This is a genomic window from Lonsdalea britannica, from assembly GCF_002111595.1.
Lineage (GTDB): Bacteria > Pseudomonadota > Gammaproteobacteria > Enterobacterales > Enterobacteriaceae > Lonsdalea > Lonsdalea britannica.
On the sequence record NZ_LUTN01000015.1, the window covers coordinates 11976 to 29078 of the forward strand.

Annotated in this window: 12 protein-coding genes and 2 pseudogenes; 3 read left to right on the plus strand and 11 right to left on the minus strand. The window is 53.6% G+C overall.

The features are described from left to right. Window positions 1-11: 11 nt before the first annotated feature. Window positions 12-875 (plus strand): acyl-CoA thioesterase II, encoded by an 864-nt coding sequence (gene tesB / locus AU509_RS12835; RefSeq protein WP_085652972.1) that lies wholly within the window; start codon window positions 12-14, stop codon window positions 873-875. Between the two features lie 103 nt (window positions 876-978). On the opposite strand, the gene amtB is transcribed toward tesB, so the two are convergent. The 5 genes from amtB to AU509_RS12860 form a co-directional block, all read right to left on the minus strand. After that, entirely contained in the window at window positions 979-2271 is a 1293-nt protein-coding gene (gene amtB / locus AU509_RS12840) for an ammonium transporter AmtB (RefSeq protein WP_085652948.1), read from the minus strand. A 39-nt stretch (window positions 2272-2310) separates the two neighbouring features. After that, window positions 2311-2649, minus strand: a complete 339-nt coding sequence (gene glnK, locus AU509_RS12845; protein WP_009114005.1) for a P-II family nitrogen regulator — start codon at window positions 2647-2649, stop codon at window positions 2311-2313. A 304-nt stretch (window positions 2650-2953) separates the two neighbouring features. Further along, on the minus strand, window positions 2954-4738 hold the full coding sequence (locus tag AU509_RS12850; protein WP_094118524.1) for a SmdB family multidrug efflux ABC transporter permease/ATP-binding protein: 1785 nt from the start codon (window positions 4736-4738) through the stop codon (window positions 2954-2956). Further along, window positions 4731-6500, minus strand: coding sequence for a SmdA family multidrug ABC transporter permease/ATP-binding protein (locus AU509_RS12855; protein ID WP_094118525.1), 1770 nt, complete (start codon window positions 6498-6500; stop codon window positions 4731-4733). The genes AU509_RS12850 and AU509_RS12855 overlap by 8 nt, the downstream gene beginning before the upstream one ends. Before the next feature lie 81 nt (window positions 6501-6581). Continuing rightward, entirely contained in the window at window positions 6582-7043 is a 462-nt protein-coding gene (locus AU509_RS12860) for an Lrp/AsnC family transcriptional regulator (protein WP_085651720.1), read from the minus strand. Window positions 7044-7163: 120 nt separating this feature from the next. Here AU509_RS12860 and AU509_RS12865 point away from each other — a divergent pair, with 120 nt between their 5' ends. Both AU509_RS12865 and queC read left to right on the plus strand, forming a co-directional pair. Then, the gene (locus AU509_RS12865; protein ID WP_085651719.1) at window positions 7164-8237 is read left to right on the plus strand and encodes a PLP-dependent cysteine synthase family protein; all 1074 of its coding nucleotides are present in this window, start codon (window positions 7164-7166) and stop codon (window positions 8235-8237) included. Window positions 8238-8347: 110 nt separating this feature from the next. Further along, window positions 8348-9043 (plus strand): 7-cyano-7-deazaguanine synthase QueC, encoded by a 696-nt coding sequence (gene queC, locus AU509_RS12870; RefSeq protein WP_085651718.1) that lies wholly within the window; start codon window positions 8348-8350, stop codon window positions 9041-9043. Between the two features lie 277 nt (window positions 9044-9320). Here the strand turns inward: queC and AU509_RS12875 are convergent. From AU509_RS12875 to clpP, 6 genes and pseudogenes are all read right to left on the minus strand, one after another. Continuing rightward, window positions 9321-9688, minus strand: a pseudogene (locus tag AU509_RS12875) (ComEA family DNA-binding protein). Window positions 9689-9826: 138 nt separating this feature from the next. Then, window positions 9827-11707 (minus strand): peptidylprolyl isomerase, encoded by a 1881-nt coding sequence (gene ppiD, locus AU509_RS12880; RefSeq protein WP_085651716.1) that lies wholly within the window; start codon window positions 11705-11707, stop codon window positions 9827-9829. A gap of 236 nt (window positions 11708-11943) precedes the next feature. Then, entirely contained in the window at window positions 11944-12216 is a 273-nt protein-coding gene (gene hupB / locus AU509_RS12885; RefSeq protein WP_085651722.1) for a nucleoid-associated protein HU-beta, read from the minus strand. Window positions 12217-12410: 194 nt separating this feature from the next. Next, window positions 12411-14746, minus strand: a pseudogene (lon, locus tag AU509_RS12890) (endopeptidase La). Between the two features lie 211 nt (window positions 14747-14957). After that, on the minus strand, window positions 14958-16232 hold the full coding sequence (gene clpX, locus AU509_RS12895) for an ATP-dependent protease ATP-binding subunit ClpX (protein ID WP_026738836.1): 1275 nt from the start codon (window positions 16230-16232) through the stop codon (window positions 14958-14960). A 163-nt stretch (window positions 16233-16395) separates the two neighbouring features. After that, complete coding sequence (clpP, locus tag AU509_RS12900; protein ID WP_026738835.1) at window positions 16396-17019, minus strand: ATP-dependent Clp endopeptidase proteolytic subunit ClpP; 624 nt, start codon at window positions 17017-17019, stop codon at window positions 16396-16398. Window positions 17020-17103: the final 84 nt, after the last annotated feature.

The following is a 17103-nucleotide window of genomic DNA, read 5'->3' on the forward strand; positions in this document are numbered from 1 at the left end:
GGCTGATAATGATGAGTCAGGCATTACAACAGCTTCTCGATTTGCTGAATTTGGAAAAAATCGAGGAAGGTTTATTTCGTGGTCAAAGTCAGGATTTAGGGCTGCGACAGGTCTTTGGCGGCCAGGTTGTCGGTCAGGCGCTTTCGGCAGCGAAACAGACCGTATCCGAGCAACGTAGCGTGCACTCTTTCCACTGCTACTTTCTTTTGCCGGGAGAAAGCCATAAACCAATAATCTATCAGGTTGCCACCCTGCGCGAGGGCAAGAGTTTCAGTACGCTACGCGTAGATGCCATTCAAAACGGTCGTCCTATTTTTCATATGACCGCTTCATTCCAGCAGCCGGAATCAGGATTTGAACACCAGAGCGTCATGCCGCAGGTGCCGATGCCGGAAAATTTGCCTTCGGAGCAAGACATTGCTCAAAGCCTGGCCCATTTGCTGCCTCCTCAACTGAAAGAGACGTTTACCCAAGAGCGACCGATCGAAATGCGGCCGGTTAAATTTCATAACCCGCTAAAGGGGGAAGTGGAACCGCCAATCCGCCATGTCTGGTGCCGAGCTAACGGTACACTGACTGACGATGAGCGCGTTCATCAGTATCTGTTGGGATACACCTCTGACTGCAACTGCCTGTTGACGGCACTCCAGCCCCACGGCGTCGGTTTTCTCGAACCCGGCATGCAAGTCGCCACTCTCGATCACTCAATGTGGTTTCATCGACCGTTCCGAATGGATGACTGGCTGCTGTATGCGGTAGACAGCCCATCGGCCTCCGGCGGTAGAGGATTAGTACGAGGTCAATTCTATACTCGCGACGGCGTTCTAGTGGCGTCCAGCATGCAAGAGGGCGTTATTCGCCGACATAGCGCATAACCCGTTCGACCTTATATCCGCCCACAAAAAACCACCCGCAGAGAACTAACGGGTGGTTTTTTTATTGCAGTCGAGGCGTGCGACACACGCCTCCAGAGACTGATTATTGGTTGTATGCGTTTTCGCCGTGGCTGTTAACATCCAGCCCTTCGCGTTCTTGCTCTTCCGGTACGCGCAGACCAACGGCCATATCAGCGACTTTGAAGGCAATGAATGCGGCGACGCCAGACCATACGATACACACGATCACGCTGAACAGCTGTACCCAGACCTGATGCGCCATCGTGACGCCTTCCGCGTAACCTACACCACCCAGCGAAGACGAGGTGAACACACCCGTCAGGATGCAACCGACAATACCGCAGACGCCGTGAACACCGAAGACGTCGCAAGGATCGTCAACGCGCAGCCAGCGTTTCAATACGGTCACGCCCCACAGACCCGCAAAGCCACCGGCGAAACCAATGACCATCGCGCCGCCGACACCCACCGTACCTGCAGCAGGCGTAATCGCAACCAGACCTGCGATACAGCCGGAGCATGCGCCCAGCAGAGAAGGCTTGCCGCGCAGAACCCATTCACCGACGACCCAGGCCAGAATCGCCGCTGCCGTTGCGATCACCGTCGTCAAAAATGCCAGACCCGCGATGTTGTTGGCCGAGCTAGCGGAACCGGCGTTAAAACCAAACCAGCCGATATACAGGATAGCGGTACCAATGCAGACCATCGGCAGATTATGCGGTTTGAACGCTTCTTTACCGAAGCCAACGCGTTTACCCAGTAAGGTCGCGCCAACGAGTCCCGCAACCGCGGCGTTGATATGCACGACCGTACCGCCCGCGAAGTCCAGCGCGCCGTCCGCAGCCAAATAGCCACCGCCCCACACCATGTGAGTCATTGGCAGGTAGGACAGAGTGAACCACAGAACCACGAAAATCAGCGCGGCGGAGAAACGAATACGTTCCGCCAGAGCACCAATGACCAGACCAACGGTAATGCACGCGAAGGAGCCCTGGAAAGCGACGTGGATGAACTGATAGAACGTGCCGCTCTGGGAGTTGATATCAATGCCGTTCAGCATGAAGTTACTCAGGCTACCGAAGAAGGCATTGCCGGAGCTAAACGCCACGCTATAGCCATAGATGACCCACAGCAGACATACCAGCGCAAAGGCCACAACAACCTGGGACAGGACGGACAGGACGTTTTTAGAACGAATCAGACCGCCGTAAAACAGCGCAATGCCCGGAATGGTCATAAAAAGCACCAAAGCGGTACAAATCATCATGAAAGCATTATCGGCTTTATCGATCACTGGTGCTGCAGTGTCTGCCATGGCGCATGCCGGGAGCATGGCTGCGGTACCCAGACCAGACAAGAAGGATAGTTTCTTCATTTCATTCATCCCTATTTATAAGGCTAAATCAGGTAGTTGTTATAGTGCAGCTTCATCTGTTTCGCCGGTACGGATGCGAATGACGCGCTGTAGTTCAGCGACAAAAATCTTACCGTCGCCAATCTTGCCGGTGTAGGCGGCTTTGCTGATTACATCAATGACTTCATCAAGCTGGTCGTCGGCGATAGCGATATCGATTTTCACTTTAGGTAAGAAGTTCACGCTATATTCCGCGCCGCGGTACAATTCCGCATGGCCCTTTTGGCGTCCGAACCCTTTCACCTCAGTAACGGTAAGGCCCTGAATACCAATGGAAGACAAAGCTTCGCGCACGTCTTCCAGCTTGAACGGTTTAATTACCACAGTCACCAGTTTCATTCTCATCCCCCTAACCCGTTAAGTTCAGGCCTGTGCCGTCACTATCAAATGTCTCTACGCCATCATTGAAAGCAATTGATGTGCCATAAATGAGTCGACGTTGGAAAAGCAGTGAAAGGTGATGAATGCGCGCATCGTGGAAATCGCGTTTGAATAAAGTATGGACAATCAGGAATAAAAGCGCACACAACCAGTGCACCATTTTTGTGCGCTGCGCCTGATTCCAGTGCGCTTCACCTTTGAGCAGGAGAATCTCTGCTAAGTTATGGTGCGTACCGAAAATCAGACGCGGTTTAAAGGAGGGCTAAGGGGTCAATGCAGCGGTATCGTAGCGTTTAGACTCCGCAAGGGCTTGTCCTGCCAGCTGGAGCTGATACATCTGATAATAGCGTCCTTGCTGAGCCAGCAATTGCGTATGTGTCCCCTGCTCAGCCATTTCTCCCTGGTTAAGCACCAGAATATTGTCCGCCTCAACGATGGTAGACAAACGGTGGGCGATGACCACCAGCGTCGTTTGAGCTCGAATCAACCGTAGCGCCTTCTGGATAGCCTGCTCGGTCCCGGAATCGATATTCGCGGTCGCCTCATCAAGAATGAGTATCTTAGGCGAGTTCACCAGCACACGGGCCAGCGCGAGCAGCTGTTTTTGCCCCACGGAAAGGTTATTGCCCTGCTCACCGATTAGGCTATGGATCCCCTCAGGCATATCCCTGACCAGCTCAGCCAGTTGCACCATTTCCAGCACGTGCCACACGCTCTTTTCATCAATCTCTCGCCCCAACGTGACGTTGGCATAAACCGAGTCCGCAAGGACCACCGGGTCCTGCTGAACCATCGCCACATTGCTGCGCAGAACAGAGTGAGACAACGTCGGGAGCGGACGCTGATCCAGCCGAATAACGCCGAATTCGAGGTTGTAATAGCCCATAAGCAGGTTCGCCAGCGTGCTCTTGCCGCTGCCGGTGTGTCCCACCAGCGCAACAAACCCTTTATCTGGGATTTGCAGATTGATGTTACGTAATACCGGCTTGCCGCGGCGATAAGAGAAAGTGACATCGTCTATATCGATGCGTCCGCTCGTTAGAGGGCGCAAGTCGTCGCCATAGTCCTGACGATTGCCATCCATCAGCGCGAAAATACGCTCTCCGGCCACGACGGCTTGCTGCAACATCGACTGCTGAGTCGTCAGCTCAATCAAGGGTTCGTTAAGCCGTCCAAGATAGTTGATAAAAGCGTATAACACGCCGACGCCTACCGAGCCGACCGAGCTAAAGCCGAACTGCAACAGAAGTCCGCACATTACCAACGCGGAAAACAGACTCAGCAGCGGACGTAACAGAAAGCCCTCCAGACGCAGCGTTTGCATCCGCGACAGATAGTGCTTTTGACTGACTTCACTCAGGCGTTTGCCGAATCGCGCCTGCTGACGAAACTGCTGAATGACGCTCATACCGTTGATGACTTCATTAAAGCCATCGTTAATATCCGCCAGATAGCTGCGTACCCGGCGTACGATGGGCGTGCTGTAACGTTGATAAATCACCATCACCACCATCACGGCCGGGAAGATGGTCAACGCGACGAGCGCCATACGCCAATCAAGGCTGAACATCGCCACCATCATGGCGCTGATGAGCGCTGCGCTGCGCAGAACCGTCGCCACCACCATCACGTAGAGATCCCGCACCACTTCCGTATCATTCGTCACCCGGGAAATCAGTTGCCCGACAGGCTGGGTATCAAATGTCGACAGCGGCTGGCGCAGAGCGGCATCCATGACGTCGATTCGCAATTGCTGTACGACACCCACCGCGACCCGATTGAAGGTCAGCGCCTGCAGGTAATGAAGGGAGGCGGCGAGCAGTTGCAGCAATACATAAACCGCGGCCAAGCCGCTGGCCAACATCAGCGGAAACTCCCCTTTTGAGACGAGATGGTCGATAAAATAGCTGATGAGTATGGGGCCGGCGACTTCCGCCGCCGCCGCGATCCAGAGCATCACCATGCCTACCGCCAGCGGTTTACGCCAGGGGGAGCCATAGGCCAGCAGTCGTTTCAGTGTCGGCCAGAGCGGATGTGAATTATTCACCTTTGACCTCCTGATGCGACGTCGGCTCGTCCAATGCGGCTTCGAGTTGCTGGTAACGGTACATGTCCCGATACCATCCTGATTCATGTGACAGCGCCTGATGATTACCGCGCTGCGCCACTACCCCCTGTTGCAGCACCAGCACTTCATCGGCGTCAATCAATGCCGAAAGCCGGTGTGCGCTGATGATCAGGGTGCGCCTTTCTCCCCACTCTCGCAGGTTATTCAATATTTCATGTTCAGTACGTCCGTCCACGGCGGAAAGGGCATCGTCCAACACCAAGACCTCAGCCTCAAGCAAGAGCGCGCGCGCAATCGCAATACGTTGCTTCTGCCCACCGGATAGCATGACCCCCCGTTCGCCCACTTCGGTTTCATACCCCTGAGGCAAACGCAGAATATCGTCATGGACATGCGCCAAACGTGCCGCTTCCTCTATTTGCGCGACGGTCGCATCCGGTCGTCCCAAGGCAATATTGCCCGCTACCGTATCGGCGAACAGGAACGGCGTTTGTCCTACGACGGCGAACCGGCTCCTTAAATCATCCAGACGCAGGCTATCAAGCGGAAGGCCGTGGTAAGAAATACGCCCTTCCTCCACATCAAATGCACGCAACAGCAGGGAGATTAATGTACTTTTTCCAGAACCAGTAGGACCACAGAGTCCCAGCATTCTTCCCGGTTTCAGTGTGAAACTGACGTTATGTAACACGGTCTGACTGTGCTGCGGATAGTGAAATGCCTGGATATCTACCGCCAGCGTTCCGGGTTCGTCCGGCAAAGGCTGAACACCATCGACCACCACCGGTTTCTCGGACAGGAGCTGACGAATTCGGCTATAGCCCGCGCTGCCCCGTTCAACAATATTCAGCATCCAGGCGAGTGCCAGCATCGGCCAAATCATCAGTCCCAGATACATGACAAAACTGGTCAATTCGCCCAGCGTCATCGTCCCATGGATTACCATCCAGCTACCGCCACCGATGGCCAACAGGTTGGATAAAGCGACAGCAATATAAATCGTGGGATCAAAACGCGCATCCACGCGAGCCACCCGCATATTTTTGGCGCCCGTGTCCGCGGCCACTTCGGCAAAACGCTGAGACTGATAATCTTCCAGCCCAAACGATTTGATCATTCGGATACTGGTCAGGCTTTCCTGCGTCTGATTATTCAGCATAGAAAACGCCGCCTGAGCGGCTTTAAAGCGGTGGTGCAACTGCGTACCGTAGTGCTTAATAATGATGGCCATGATTGGCATTGGCGCCAAAGACAGTAGCGTCAACTGCCAGCTTAGCTGTGTGCACATCACCACCAGCACAGCGCACCCCATCATCAGAGAATCGACAAACGTCAGCACGCCTTCACCGGCGGCAAAAACCACTCGGTCGACGTCATTGGTGGCTCTGGCAATCAAATCTCCGGTACGATGACGCATGTAGAAGGCAGGATGCTGACGGCTGAGTTGACGATAAAAATCACCACGCAGCTCTACCGCCAGTTGATAGGACGCGCCAAACAGCAGAACGCGCCAGAAATATCTCAGCAGGTAAGTTAATAGGGCGGACAACGCCATGAGCCCGATCCACCCCATCGCGGTAGCGGCAGGCATATCGTGCTGTGTCACGCCATCGACGACAATCCCGACAAGCGCCGGAGGCAGCAATTGCAGTATGGCGATGACGATTAAGAGGATTACCGCCCCTAGATAACGCTTCCATTCACGGCGGAAATACCATCCTAGTTGAGCAAAAAGTCTCACGCGGTCTTCATTCCAAAGCTAGTAGCATCATTATTATTGCGGGCAGAACAATAGTATACATGATTGCCCAGAGGGATAAATTTAGACCTTTATCGGCAACGCCGTAGTGTGTTTGATCTCTTCCATCGCAAAGCTGGACGTGACATCCACCAGACCCGGAATACCTTTGACGAGACGCTTGTAGAAATTGTCGTAGTTTTTCATATCTTCTACCCGAACTTGCATCAGATAATCGTACTCACCGGCCATGCGATAAAAGGACAACACCTCCGGCATATCGGACACGAAGCGGCAAAAGTCCCGATACCAGTCGCTGTTGTGCTGCTGAGTTTTCAGAAGCACGAACGCCGTCAGCCCCAGCCCTAACCGTTCATTATCCAGTAGAGCGACGCGCGCCTTGATATATCCCGACTCTTCCAAACGCTTCAGCCGCTTCCAACAGGGGGTCGATGTCAGGTTGACCGCCTCGGCCAATGCCTGCAGCGAAAGTGTACAGTCACGCTGTAAGAGTGCGAGCAAAGTGCGATCCGTTTTATCTAGCATAGGGGATAACCGTAGAAAAATTTTCTCCCATTTAGGGCAAATAAAGAAAAATATGCAATCTTTTTTCCTTGTGACCACGGTAGTCTAAGCGCACCCTTCAGATACAACGGAAGTTCTCTTATGACTAACACATGGGTTAAAAACGCCGTCAGCGCGATTGAAGCTGATTTTCAACGTTCCGCCGACACGCACCTCATGCGCCTGACGTTACCTGCCTACCCCGGCATCTTCTTTTATCTGAAGGACGAGAGCACCCATCCCACCGGGAGCCTGAAACATCGGCTGGCGCGCTCGCTGTTCTTGTATGGCCTCAGCAACGGCTGGATCAAGGAAGGCACAACGATCATCGAGGCTTCGTCAGGTAGCACCGCGGTCTCCGAAGCTTACTTTGCCCGCCTGCTGGGCCTGCCGTTCATTGCCGTCATGCCCGCCTGCACCGCGAAACGTAAAATCGAGCAAATTACGTTTTATGGCGGCCGCTGCCACTTCGTCGAGCAGTCTGGACAAATCTACGCAGCCTCCGAACAATTGGCCCGCGATCTGAACGGCCACTATATGGATCAATTTACCTACGCCGAGCGTGCGACAGACTGGCGCGGCAACAACAACATCGCCGACAGCATTTACCACCAGATGTCCAGAGAGCCTTTCCCGGTTCCTGATTACCTGGTGATGAGCGCAGGTACAGGCGGGACCTCCGCCACCCTTGGGCGTTATATTCGCTACAAAGGGCTGGACTCGAAGCTGGTGGTCGCCGATCCCGAAAACTCGGTGTTCTACGACTGCTACCGTCAGCAGAACCGTACGCTGACCTCCGCCTGCAGCAGCAGAATCGAAGGTATTGGACGCCCCCGCGCCGAACCGTCTTTCATTCCCAGCGTGATAGACGACATGATTAAAGTGCCTGATGCCGCCAGCGTCGCGACCCTTCACTGGCTGGAAAGCGTCCTTGGTCGCAAAGTCGGCCCCTCAACTGGCACCAATGTGTGGGCCACGCTGCAACTAGCTGAGAAAATGAAAGCTGAAGGGCGTCGAGGCGCCATTGTGACGCTGCTGTGTGATAGCGGCGAGCGCTACCTGGATACCTATTACAACCCCGAGTGGGTAGCGGCGCATATCGGTAATCTGGCGCCTTTCGCCCGGCTGCTTGCTTCAGAACAGCAGCAGGATCGACCAACGTCGTGTCCGGCATGATGTTATTTACCGCGCTGAAGCGAAGCCGGTTTTGAGTTACCATACCCGCTTCGTGACATGTTAAGCCGTAGTCTGGATGTACGGCCCCCTGCTCATTAAGGTGAATCAGCATGACAAGCGCAGTAGTTGTTTTTAGCGGTGGACAGGATTCCACAACCTGCCTGATACAGGCACTCAAGCAATACGATCACGTACATTGCGTGACGTTCGATTATGGACAGCGTCATCGGGCTGAAATCGACGTAGCTGCCGAACTGGCTCAACGCCTGGGCGCTTGCGCCCATAAAGTGTTGGACGTTCGTCTTCTGAATGAGCTCGCTGTCAGCAGCCTGACCCGGGACAACATTCCCGTGCCAGATTTCGACGAGAACCTGAAGGGTCTTCCCAGCACCTTCGTTCCCGGCCGCAACATCCTGTTTCTCACGCTGGCTGCAATCTATGCTTACCAGGTCGGTGCCGACACGGTGATTACCGGCGTCTGCGAAACCGACTTTTCGGGCTATCCGGATTGCCGCGACGAGTTCGTTAAAGCCCTCAACAAAGGGGTTGCTCTCGGCTTGGCTAAAGATATCCGCTTCGTTACGCCGCTCATGTGGTTGGACAAAGCCGAAACCTGGGCGTTGGCCGACCACTACGCGCAGTTGGAAACGATCCGTCACCATACGCTGACCTGCTACAACGGCATAAAAGGCGACGGCTGCGGTCAATGCGCCGCCTGCCATTTGCGTCAGAAAGGATTAGAGCTTTATCAGCAGAATCCCGAAGGCGTCAGGGCTTCACTGTTCAAGAAAACCGGTCTGAAATAACCGGCTCTGCCCGCTGATTGCTGCACCGGTGGTTATTCGCCAACGCGCACGCGTTTAACCACCGTCAGCATCTGTTTACCGGCATAGCCTTGGCTCACAGGTCGATATAGCCAGCGCGATGCCGATATGCTTATCCTCTTTACTGACCTGTTCCAGCCTTGACCTCAACCTGATGGCAGAAGCCGAATTGAGGGCATCATACAACTCACGTCGTCATCCTGATCAAAAGTCATTTACACCCGTCAGATTGTACCGCCCGGCCGTTGTGAACGAAGCGTTAGAGTCGCAAATGTGCTTGATTGCGTTCAATCAGCGAAGCACCAATCCCTGGGACTTCTTGTAGCTGATCGACCTGAGTGAAAGGACCGTTTTGCTCCCGATAGCTCACAATCGCCTGGCTTTTTTCAACCCCACGCCATTAAGGATATCGGCTAGCTCTTCCGCCGATGCCGAATTGATACTCACTTTTTCTTCATCGCTGGCTGACGGTATGGCCTGTTCCAACTTTTTACCCGCGGCATCTTGCTGCAAAGTGGCAGCCGTTTTTTCGGTGTCTACTGTTGTCGCAGCCTGAACAAGTGCGGGCAAGCTCGACAGCGCCAGACCGACGATGAAGCACATTGTCTTGATTCCTGATTTTTTCATGCTGTTATCTCCTTGTGTTTGACAGCACACTCACCTTGCCTGAAGGGGAAATCAGCAACAATACGCCGTGTTCAAATGTGGAAAAGGCCGCGAAAGCGGCCTTTGTCTGTTGCAGTGCGTTGCATTATCTTGCGAGGGTTATTCCTGCTGTTGCGCCGCATTACCCAGCTTGATTTTCGCTTCACTGCGCAGGCTGTTAATCAGCACATCAAACAGAGAGCCAACGCCATTCTGTTTCACCTGATTAGCAAACTGCTGTTTCTGCTGGTCTTGCAGCGTATGAGGCTGAATGCTGTCCAGCGCCACAATCACCACATTGCCGGCCTGATCCTTTGATAAACCGTAAGAAGGCTTGTCTTTCTGCGGGATGGGCAAAGCAAAGATTGACTCCGCCATCACTTCGTTCTGGTTCAAAGAAGAAAGTGTTTTTGGCGCGCTGAAGCTCAGATTCGCCGCTTTCAGGCTGTCCATCTTGCCTTCCTTCAGGTCGGCCACGATTTTCTCGGCCTCAATACGCGCCTGTTGATCCGCCTTTTGGCGTTTCAAGGTCTGAATCACCTGATCGCGAACCTGATCCAGCGCTTCGGTGCTCTCGGCTTTGTGCTCGCTGATGCGCACAACGAAAGCGCGGTCGCCGTCAACGCTGATCACATCCGAGTTGCTACCCGGCGCGCCATTTTTACCTAACAAAGAACCACCGAAAATGGCCTGAGTGACCGGCTGGAAATTCAGCGCCGCGGGAACTTTATCCCGGCTAAACCAGTCGGTCTGGACCGTTTTAACGCCAGCAGCCTGTTCTGCGGAAGCCAATGATTCATTATCGTTGCTAGCCGCTTCACTGACTTTTTGCTGGAGCGCGTAAAACGCATCCAGCGCTCTTTCGTGTCTTACTTTCTCTGCCAGCTCAGTGCGAACGTCAGCCAACGGCTTGATTTGCTGCGGCTGCATATCGTCCAGACGGACAATCAGGTAACCCACCGTGGATTTAATCACGCCGGAAAGCTGACCTTTTTCAGTCAGCTTCGCCTGTTTCAGCTCGTCCACGGTGGCATTGTCGTCCATCCAACCCAGATCGCCGCCATTACGGCGAGATACCACGTCAGTTGAGATCTCTTTAGCCAACGAGGAGAAGTCTGCGCCCTGATGCAGTTTGTTCAGCGCTGCGTTGGCTTCCGCCTCGGTTTTCACTTGAATAAGGCTGTATTTTTTACGTGCGCCCAGCGTGAAATCGTTTTTGTGCTGCTCGTAATAGGCGCTGATTGCCGCATCGTCCACCTTGGTTTTATCCATGATGGCGGCAGCATCCAACAGGATGTAGCTGACTTTGAACTGTTCAGGCGCCAGATAACGGCTCTTGTTCTGCTCATAGAAGCTCTGAACGTCATCGTCGCTCACCGTTTGCGCCTGCGCGCGGTCGGCGGTGTTGATGGTCGCCGTACGAATGGTGCGATCCTGTGCAGCCAGCTGCACAAGGCGATCAAGCTCCTGAGGCAGCAGGAATTCTGTTCCACCCAGACCGCGGACCAGTTGCTGAGTGGTCAACTGCTTACGCAGCATCTGGGCAAATGAGTCCGGACTCAGACCAAGACGACGTACCTGGGTCAGGTACTTCTCGTTATCGAAACGGTTATCGGTTTGGAATTCGGGGATAGCGAAAATGGCCTGCTTGATCTGCTCGTCGCTGATACTCAAACCCAGCGTATGAGAATACTGATCCAGCAACGTTTCATCGATTAACTGTGACAATGCCTGCTTGCGCAACTGCTGCATATAGCCTTCGTTGCTCGCCAGAATAGAGAAGTTTTCTCCCAGCATCTGCTGCTGTCGGCTACGTTCGTTTTGCACTGCCTGTTCCAGTTGGGAACGGGAAATTTCCTGCCCGTTGACCTTCGCTGCATAATCACCTGACCCACGGATCAAATAATCACCTACGCCAGTCAGCACGAATGAACCGATGATCAGGGCCAGAATAATTTTAAGCACGACGTTATTCGCGGCCGCGCGTAAATTGTCCATCATAATGTGACAACACTCCGCTGTAGAATGGATGAAACTCCCTGCGCAGGCCGCAGCCATGCTTCCTTGCGATGCTATAGCCGCAAAACGGCCAGGGCGCACTCAGGCAACTGCCTGATGATAGTAGTCCGGATTTCCGGTAAAAAAAGGCACATCATTAAATGATGCGCCCCATATCTTACCTTACCCACATCGTGACGTCAGGTAATGTTTAGGGGAGAGATTCTCCCCTTGGACAATTAATTTACGGAGTCTTTCAGCGCTTTACCTGCGCGGAAGCCCGGGACTTTGGCGGCAGGAATACTGATTTCCTTACCCGTCTGCGGATTGCGGCCAGTGCGAGCAGCGCGCTCGCGTACGGAAAATGTGCCGAACCCGACTAAAGCAACGTCATCCCCTTCTTTCAGAGATTCAGTAACAGACCCAATAATTGCATCCAACACACGCCCTGCCGCTGCTTTGGAAATATCAGCATCTGCAGCAATTTTGTCGATCAATTGTGACTTGTTCACTCTTTCATCCCCTCTGAAATCCTGTGGCTGCATCCCTTATTTTCGGCGCAGCAGTAGCTTTAAAACATTCAGTTAAATCCACGGAAATTAGCCGTACGATTAACAGTGCTCTAACTTAGCCGCACAAAAAAAGGCTGGCAAGCATCATTACACTTACCAGCCTTTATTTTATGAATGGTTCTTGCGATGGGTCACTATTTCGCCGCCGCAGTCACCACTTTCATGCCGTGAGGCGAGTTTTGCAGCGCCAACTCCAGCACTTCTTCGATGCGTTTCACCGGGTGGATATCCAGATCCGCAATCACGTTTGCCGGAATTTCTTCCAAGTCACGCTTGTTTTCATCTGGAATCAGCACGGTCTTAATGCCGCCACGATGAGCCGCCAGCAGTTTTTCCTTCAAACCGCCAATGGGCAGCACCAGACCACGCAGCGTAATCTCACCAGTCATCGCCACATCGGCGCGTACCGGGTTGCCGGTCAGGCATGAGACTAGCGCGGTGCACATGGCGATACCGGCGCTCGGACCGTCTTTTGGCGTCGCGCCTTCCGGTACGTGAACGTGGATGTCGCGCTTCTCGTAGAAGTCTGAGTTGATCCCCAGAGCGTCCGCGCGCGCGCGTACCACGGTCAATGCGGCTTGAATCGATTCCTGCATGACTTCGCCCAGCGAACCGGTGTAAGTCAGCTTGCCTTTACCCGGCACGCAGGCGGTTTCGATCGTCAATAGGTCGCCGCCGACTTCGGTCCACGCCAGGCCGGTCACCTGACCGATGCGGTTCTCTTCGTCCGCACGCCCGTAGTCAAAGCGTTGGACGCCGAGGAACTCTTTCAGGTTGTCGCCGTTAATCTCGATGTGCTTGAGGGACTTGTCCATCAGCAGCGATTTAACCGCCTTACGGCACAGCTTGGAGATTTCGCGTTCCAGACTACGTACCCCCGCTTCGCGGGTGTAGTAACGGATGATGCCGATGATCGCGCTGTCATCCACCTTCAGCTCGTTCTTCTTGAGGGCATTGCGCTCAATTTGCTTCGGCAACAGGTGTTCCCGCGCGATGTTGAGCTTTTCGTCCTCGGTGTAGCCCGACAGGCGAATCACTTCCATACGATCCAGCAGCGGAGCCGGAATGTTCATGGAGTTGGAGGTCGCGACAAACATGACGTCCGAGAGATCGTAATCGACTTCCAGATAGTGATCGTTAAACGCCACGTTCTGTTCCGGATCCAGCACTTCAAGCAGTGCAGAAGCCGGATCGCCTCGCATGTCCGAGGACATTTTGTCGATCTCATCCAGCAGGAAGAGCGGGTTTTTTACTCCCACCTTCGCCATCTTCTGGATCAGTTTGCCCGGCATGGAACCGATGTAGGTACGGCGGTGACCGCGGATTTCCGCCTCATCACGCACGCCGCCCAGCGCCATACGGACATACTTACGACCGGTCGCTTTGGCGATGGACTGTCCCAGAGAGGTTTTACCCACCCCCGGCGGCCCTACCAGGCACAAAATCGGGCCCTTGATTTTGCTGACACGGCTCTGCACCGCCAGATATTCAAGGATGCGCTCTTTTACTCGATCCAGACCATAGTGGTCGCTATCCAGCATCTGCTGAGCTTTGACCAGATCCTTTTTGACCTTGCTCCGCGAGTTCCAGGGAACCTGCACCATCCAGTCGATATAGCTGCGCACGACGGTGGCTTCCGCGGACATCGGCGACATCATCCGCAGTTTCTGCAATTCCGCCTCGGTTTTTTCCCGGGCTTCTTTCGGCATATTCGCCGCTTCAATTTTGCGTTTCAGCGCTTCGTTTTCGTCCGGCGCATCATCCATTTCGCCCAGCTCTTTCTGAATGGCTTTCATTTGCTCATTCAGGTAATACTCGCGCTGGCTTTTTTCCATCTGTTTTTTGACGCGACTGCGGATACGCTTTTCAACCTGCAACAGGTCTATTTCCGACTCCATCATCGCCATCAGATATTCCAGACGTTCCGTAACGTCGGACATTTCCAAGACCGACTGCTTGTCGGAGAGTTTCAGCGGCATGTGTGCGGCAATGGTATCGGCCAGGCGAGCCGCATCGTCAATGCTGTTCAGCGACGTCAGGACTTCAGGCGGAATTTTTTTGTTCAGTTTGATGTAGCCTTCAAACTGATTGACCGCCGTGCGCATGAGCACTTCCTGCTCAGGCTCTTCGATTTCAGGCGAGTCCAGATATTCAGCCTGCGCGGCAAAGTGCTCTCCACTGTCAGACAACGTGGTAATACGCGCCCGCTGTAGGCCCTCGACCAACACCTTGACGGTGCCGTCAGGCAATTTCAGCATCTGAAGAATGGAGCTACCGTCCCAACCGAGAAAAGATCGTTAACACCTGGCTCATCCGTTGAGGCCTCTTTCTGTGCAACCAGCATGATCTTTTTATCGTGATCCATAGCGGCTTCAAGGCACCGAATTGACTTCTCCCGACCAACAAACAACGGAATGACCATGTGCGGATAAACCACCACATCGCGCAGCGGCAATACGGGGATTTCTATGCGTTCGGAACGCTCAGGTTCATAGAGCTCTCTCTTAGTTTCATTTCCGCCAGGTTAAGGGAATCTCGTGAAACAGGCTCTTCACGGTTTCGCCTCTAGGTATTCGAGTATATGGGGATAAATATCCTACATTCAACGTTAGATCGCGCTGAAAAAGGAATGGGGGGCTAACACCCCCCATTTTGTCGTTCGATGATGATTTTTAGGCGAATTATTCGCCAGAGGCTTGTTGCGCTTCGTGCTTGCCGTAAATCAGGAGCGGTTCAGACTGACCCGCGATGACGGATTCGTCGATCACGACTTTGTCCACACTGTCCTGAGAAGGCAGTTCGTACATGGTTTCCAGCAACGCCGCTTCAACGATAGAACGCAGGCCACGTGCTCCGGTCTTGCGCGCCATGGCTTTTTTCGCAATCGCCGTCAACGCGTCGTCACGGAATTCCAGCTCAACGCCTTCGAGTTTGAACAGCGCCTGATACTGCTTGGTCAGCGCATTCTTTGGCTCGCGCAGGATCTGAATCAGCGCGGCTTCATCCAGCTCTTTCAGCGTCGCGACGACCGGCAGACGGCCGATGAACTCAGGAATCAGACCAAACTTGATCAGATCGCCCGGTTCTACCTGGCCCAGCAGTTCGCCTTCGGTCACTTTCTGCGAAAGACCTTTCACCGTGGCATTGAAGCCAATACCTCGGCCCGTGTCAGTACGCTGCTCAATGACTTTGTCTAATCCAGCGAATGCGCCGCCGCAGATGAACAGGATTTTCGACGTATCGACCTGTAGGAATTCCTGCTGCGGATGCTTACGACCGCCCTGAGGCGGCACGGCGGCGATAGTCCCTTCAATCAACTTCAACAGGGCCTGCTGCACGCCTTCGCCAGAAACGTCACGGGTGATCGACGGGTTATCCGACTTACGGGAAATTTTGTCGATTTCATCGATATAAACGATGCCGCGCTGCGCTTTCTGCACGTCGTAATCACATTTCTGCAGCAGTTTCTGGATGATGTTCTCAACGTCTTCACCCACGTAACCCGCTTCAGTCAACGTCGTGGCGTCAGCCATGGTGAAAGGCACGTCGAGGAATCGAGCCAGCGTTTCTGCCAACAGAGTCTTACCGCTACCGGTAGGACCGATGAGCAGGATGTTGCTTTTGCCCAGTTCAACGCCGTTGCTGCTGTCACCGTTGCGTAAACGTTTGTAGTGGTTGTATACAGCCACGGCCAGGACTTTCTTGGCCTGCTCCTGACCAATCACGTAATCGTCAAGGTGATGGCGAATTTCGTGCGGGGTCGGCAACGCACTGCGTTCACGATGCGGGGCCACTTCTTTAATCTCTTCGCGAATAATGTCGTTACACAAGTCAACACATTCATCGCAGATATACACTGACGGCCCGGCAATCAGCTTACGAACCTCGTGCTGGCTTTTGCCGCAGAAAGAGCAGTACAGCAACTTTCCTGAACCGTCTTTGCGCTTATCTGTCATCAGTAAACCTCTTCTTTAGTCTCTTGCCCGCAGGCTAACCATACAGCGATAGCGCTACAGCGAACGCCACTATTTATAGCCAATAAGCGCAATCACACTCGCACAAAAGACTATCGGCCGAACACCGTCTACAGCTATACAGAGCGACCATCATAAAATGGATTTAGTCGCGATGAGTCAATACAGAATCGACTAATCCGTAGTCTACTGCCTCATCGGCAGAGAGGAAACGGTCACGTTCCGTGTCTCTTTCTATTTCTTCAAGAGACCGTCCCGTGTGTTTAGCCATCAGTTCGTTCATGCGTGACTTCACTTTCAGGATTTCTTTGGCGTGAATTTCGATATCCGTCGCCTGTCCCTGATAACCGCCTAGCGGCTGGTGAATCATGACGCGCGAGTTAGGCAGGCAGAAACGTTTGCCTTCCGCACCGGAAGTCAGCAGAAACGCCCCCATTGAGCACGCCTGTCCCATACAGATAGTACTGACGTCCGGCTTGATGAACTGCATGGTGTCGTAGATGGACATTCCCGCAGTGATCACCCCGCCCGGCGAGTTGATGTACAAATAAATGTCTTTCTCAGGATTTTCGGCTTCCAGAAACAGCATCTGAGCCGTAATCAGGTTCGCCATGTGGTCTTCAACCTGTCCGGTCAGGAAGATCACACGCTCTTTTAATAAGCGGGAATAGATGTCGTAAGAACGTTCCCCGCGTGCAGTCTGCTCTACGACCATTGGCACCAGGGCCATATGCGGAGCCTGTTTTACTTGTTCGCCACTGTATGACATCAACGTCTCCTAGATAAAATGCATTTGGCGCATATTGCCTGATTCTACTTGAGATACGAAGTGAAAACCACGCCCAGACCGAGT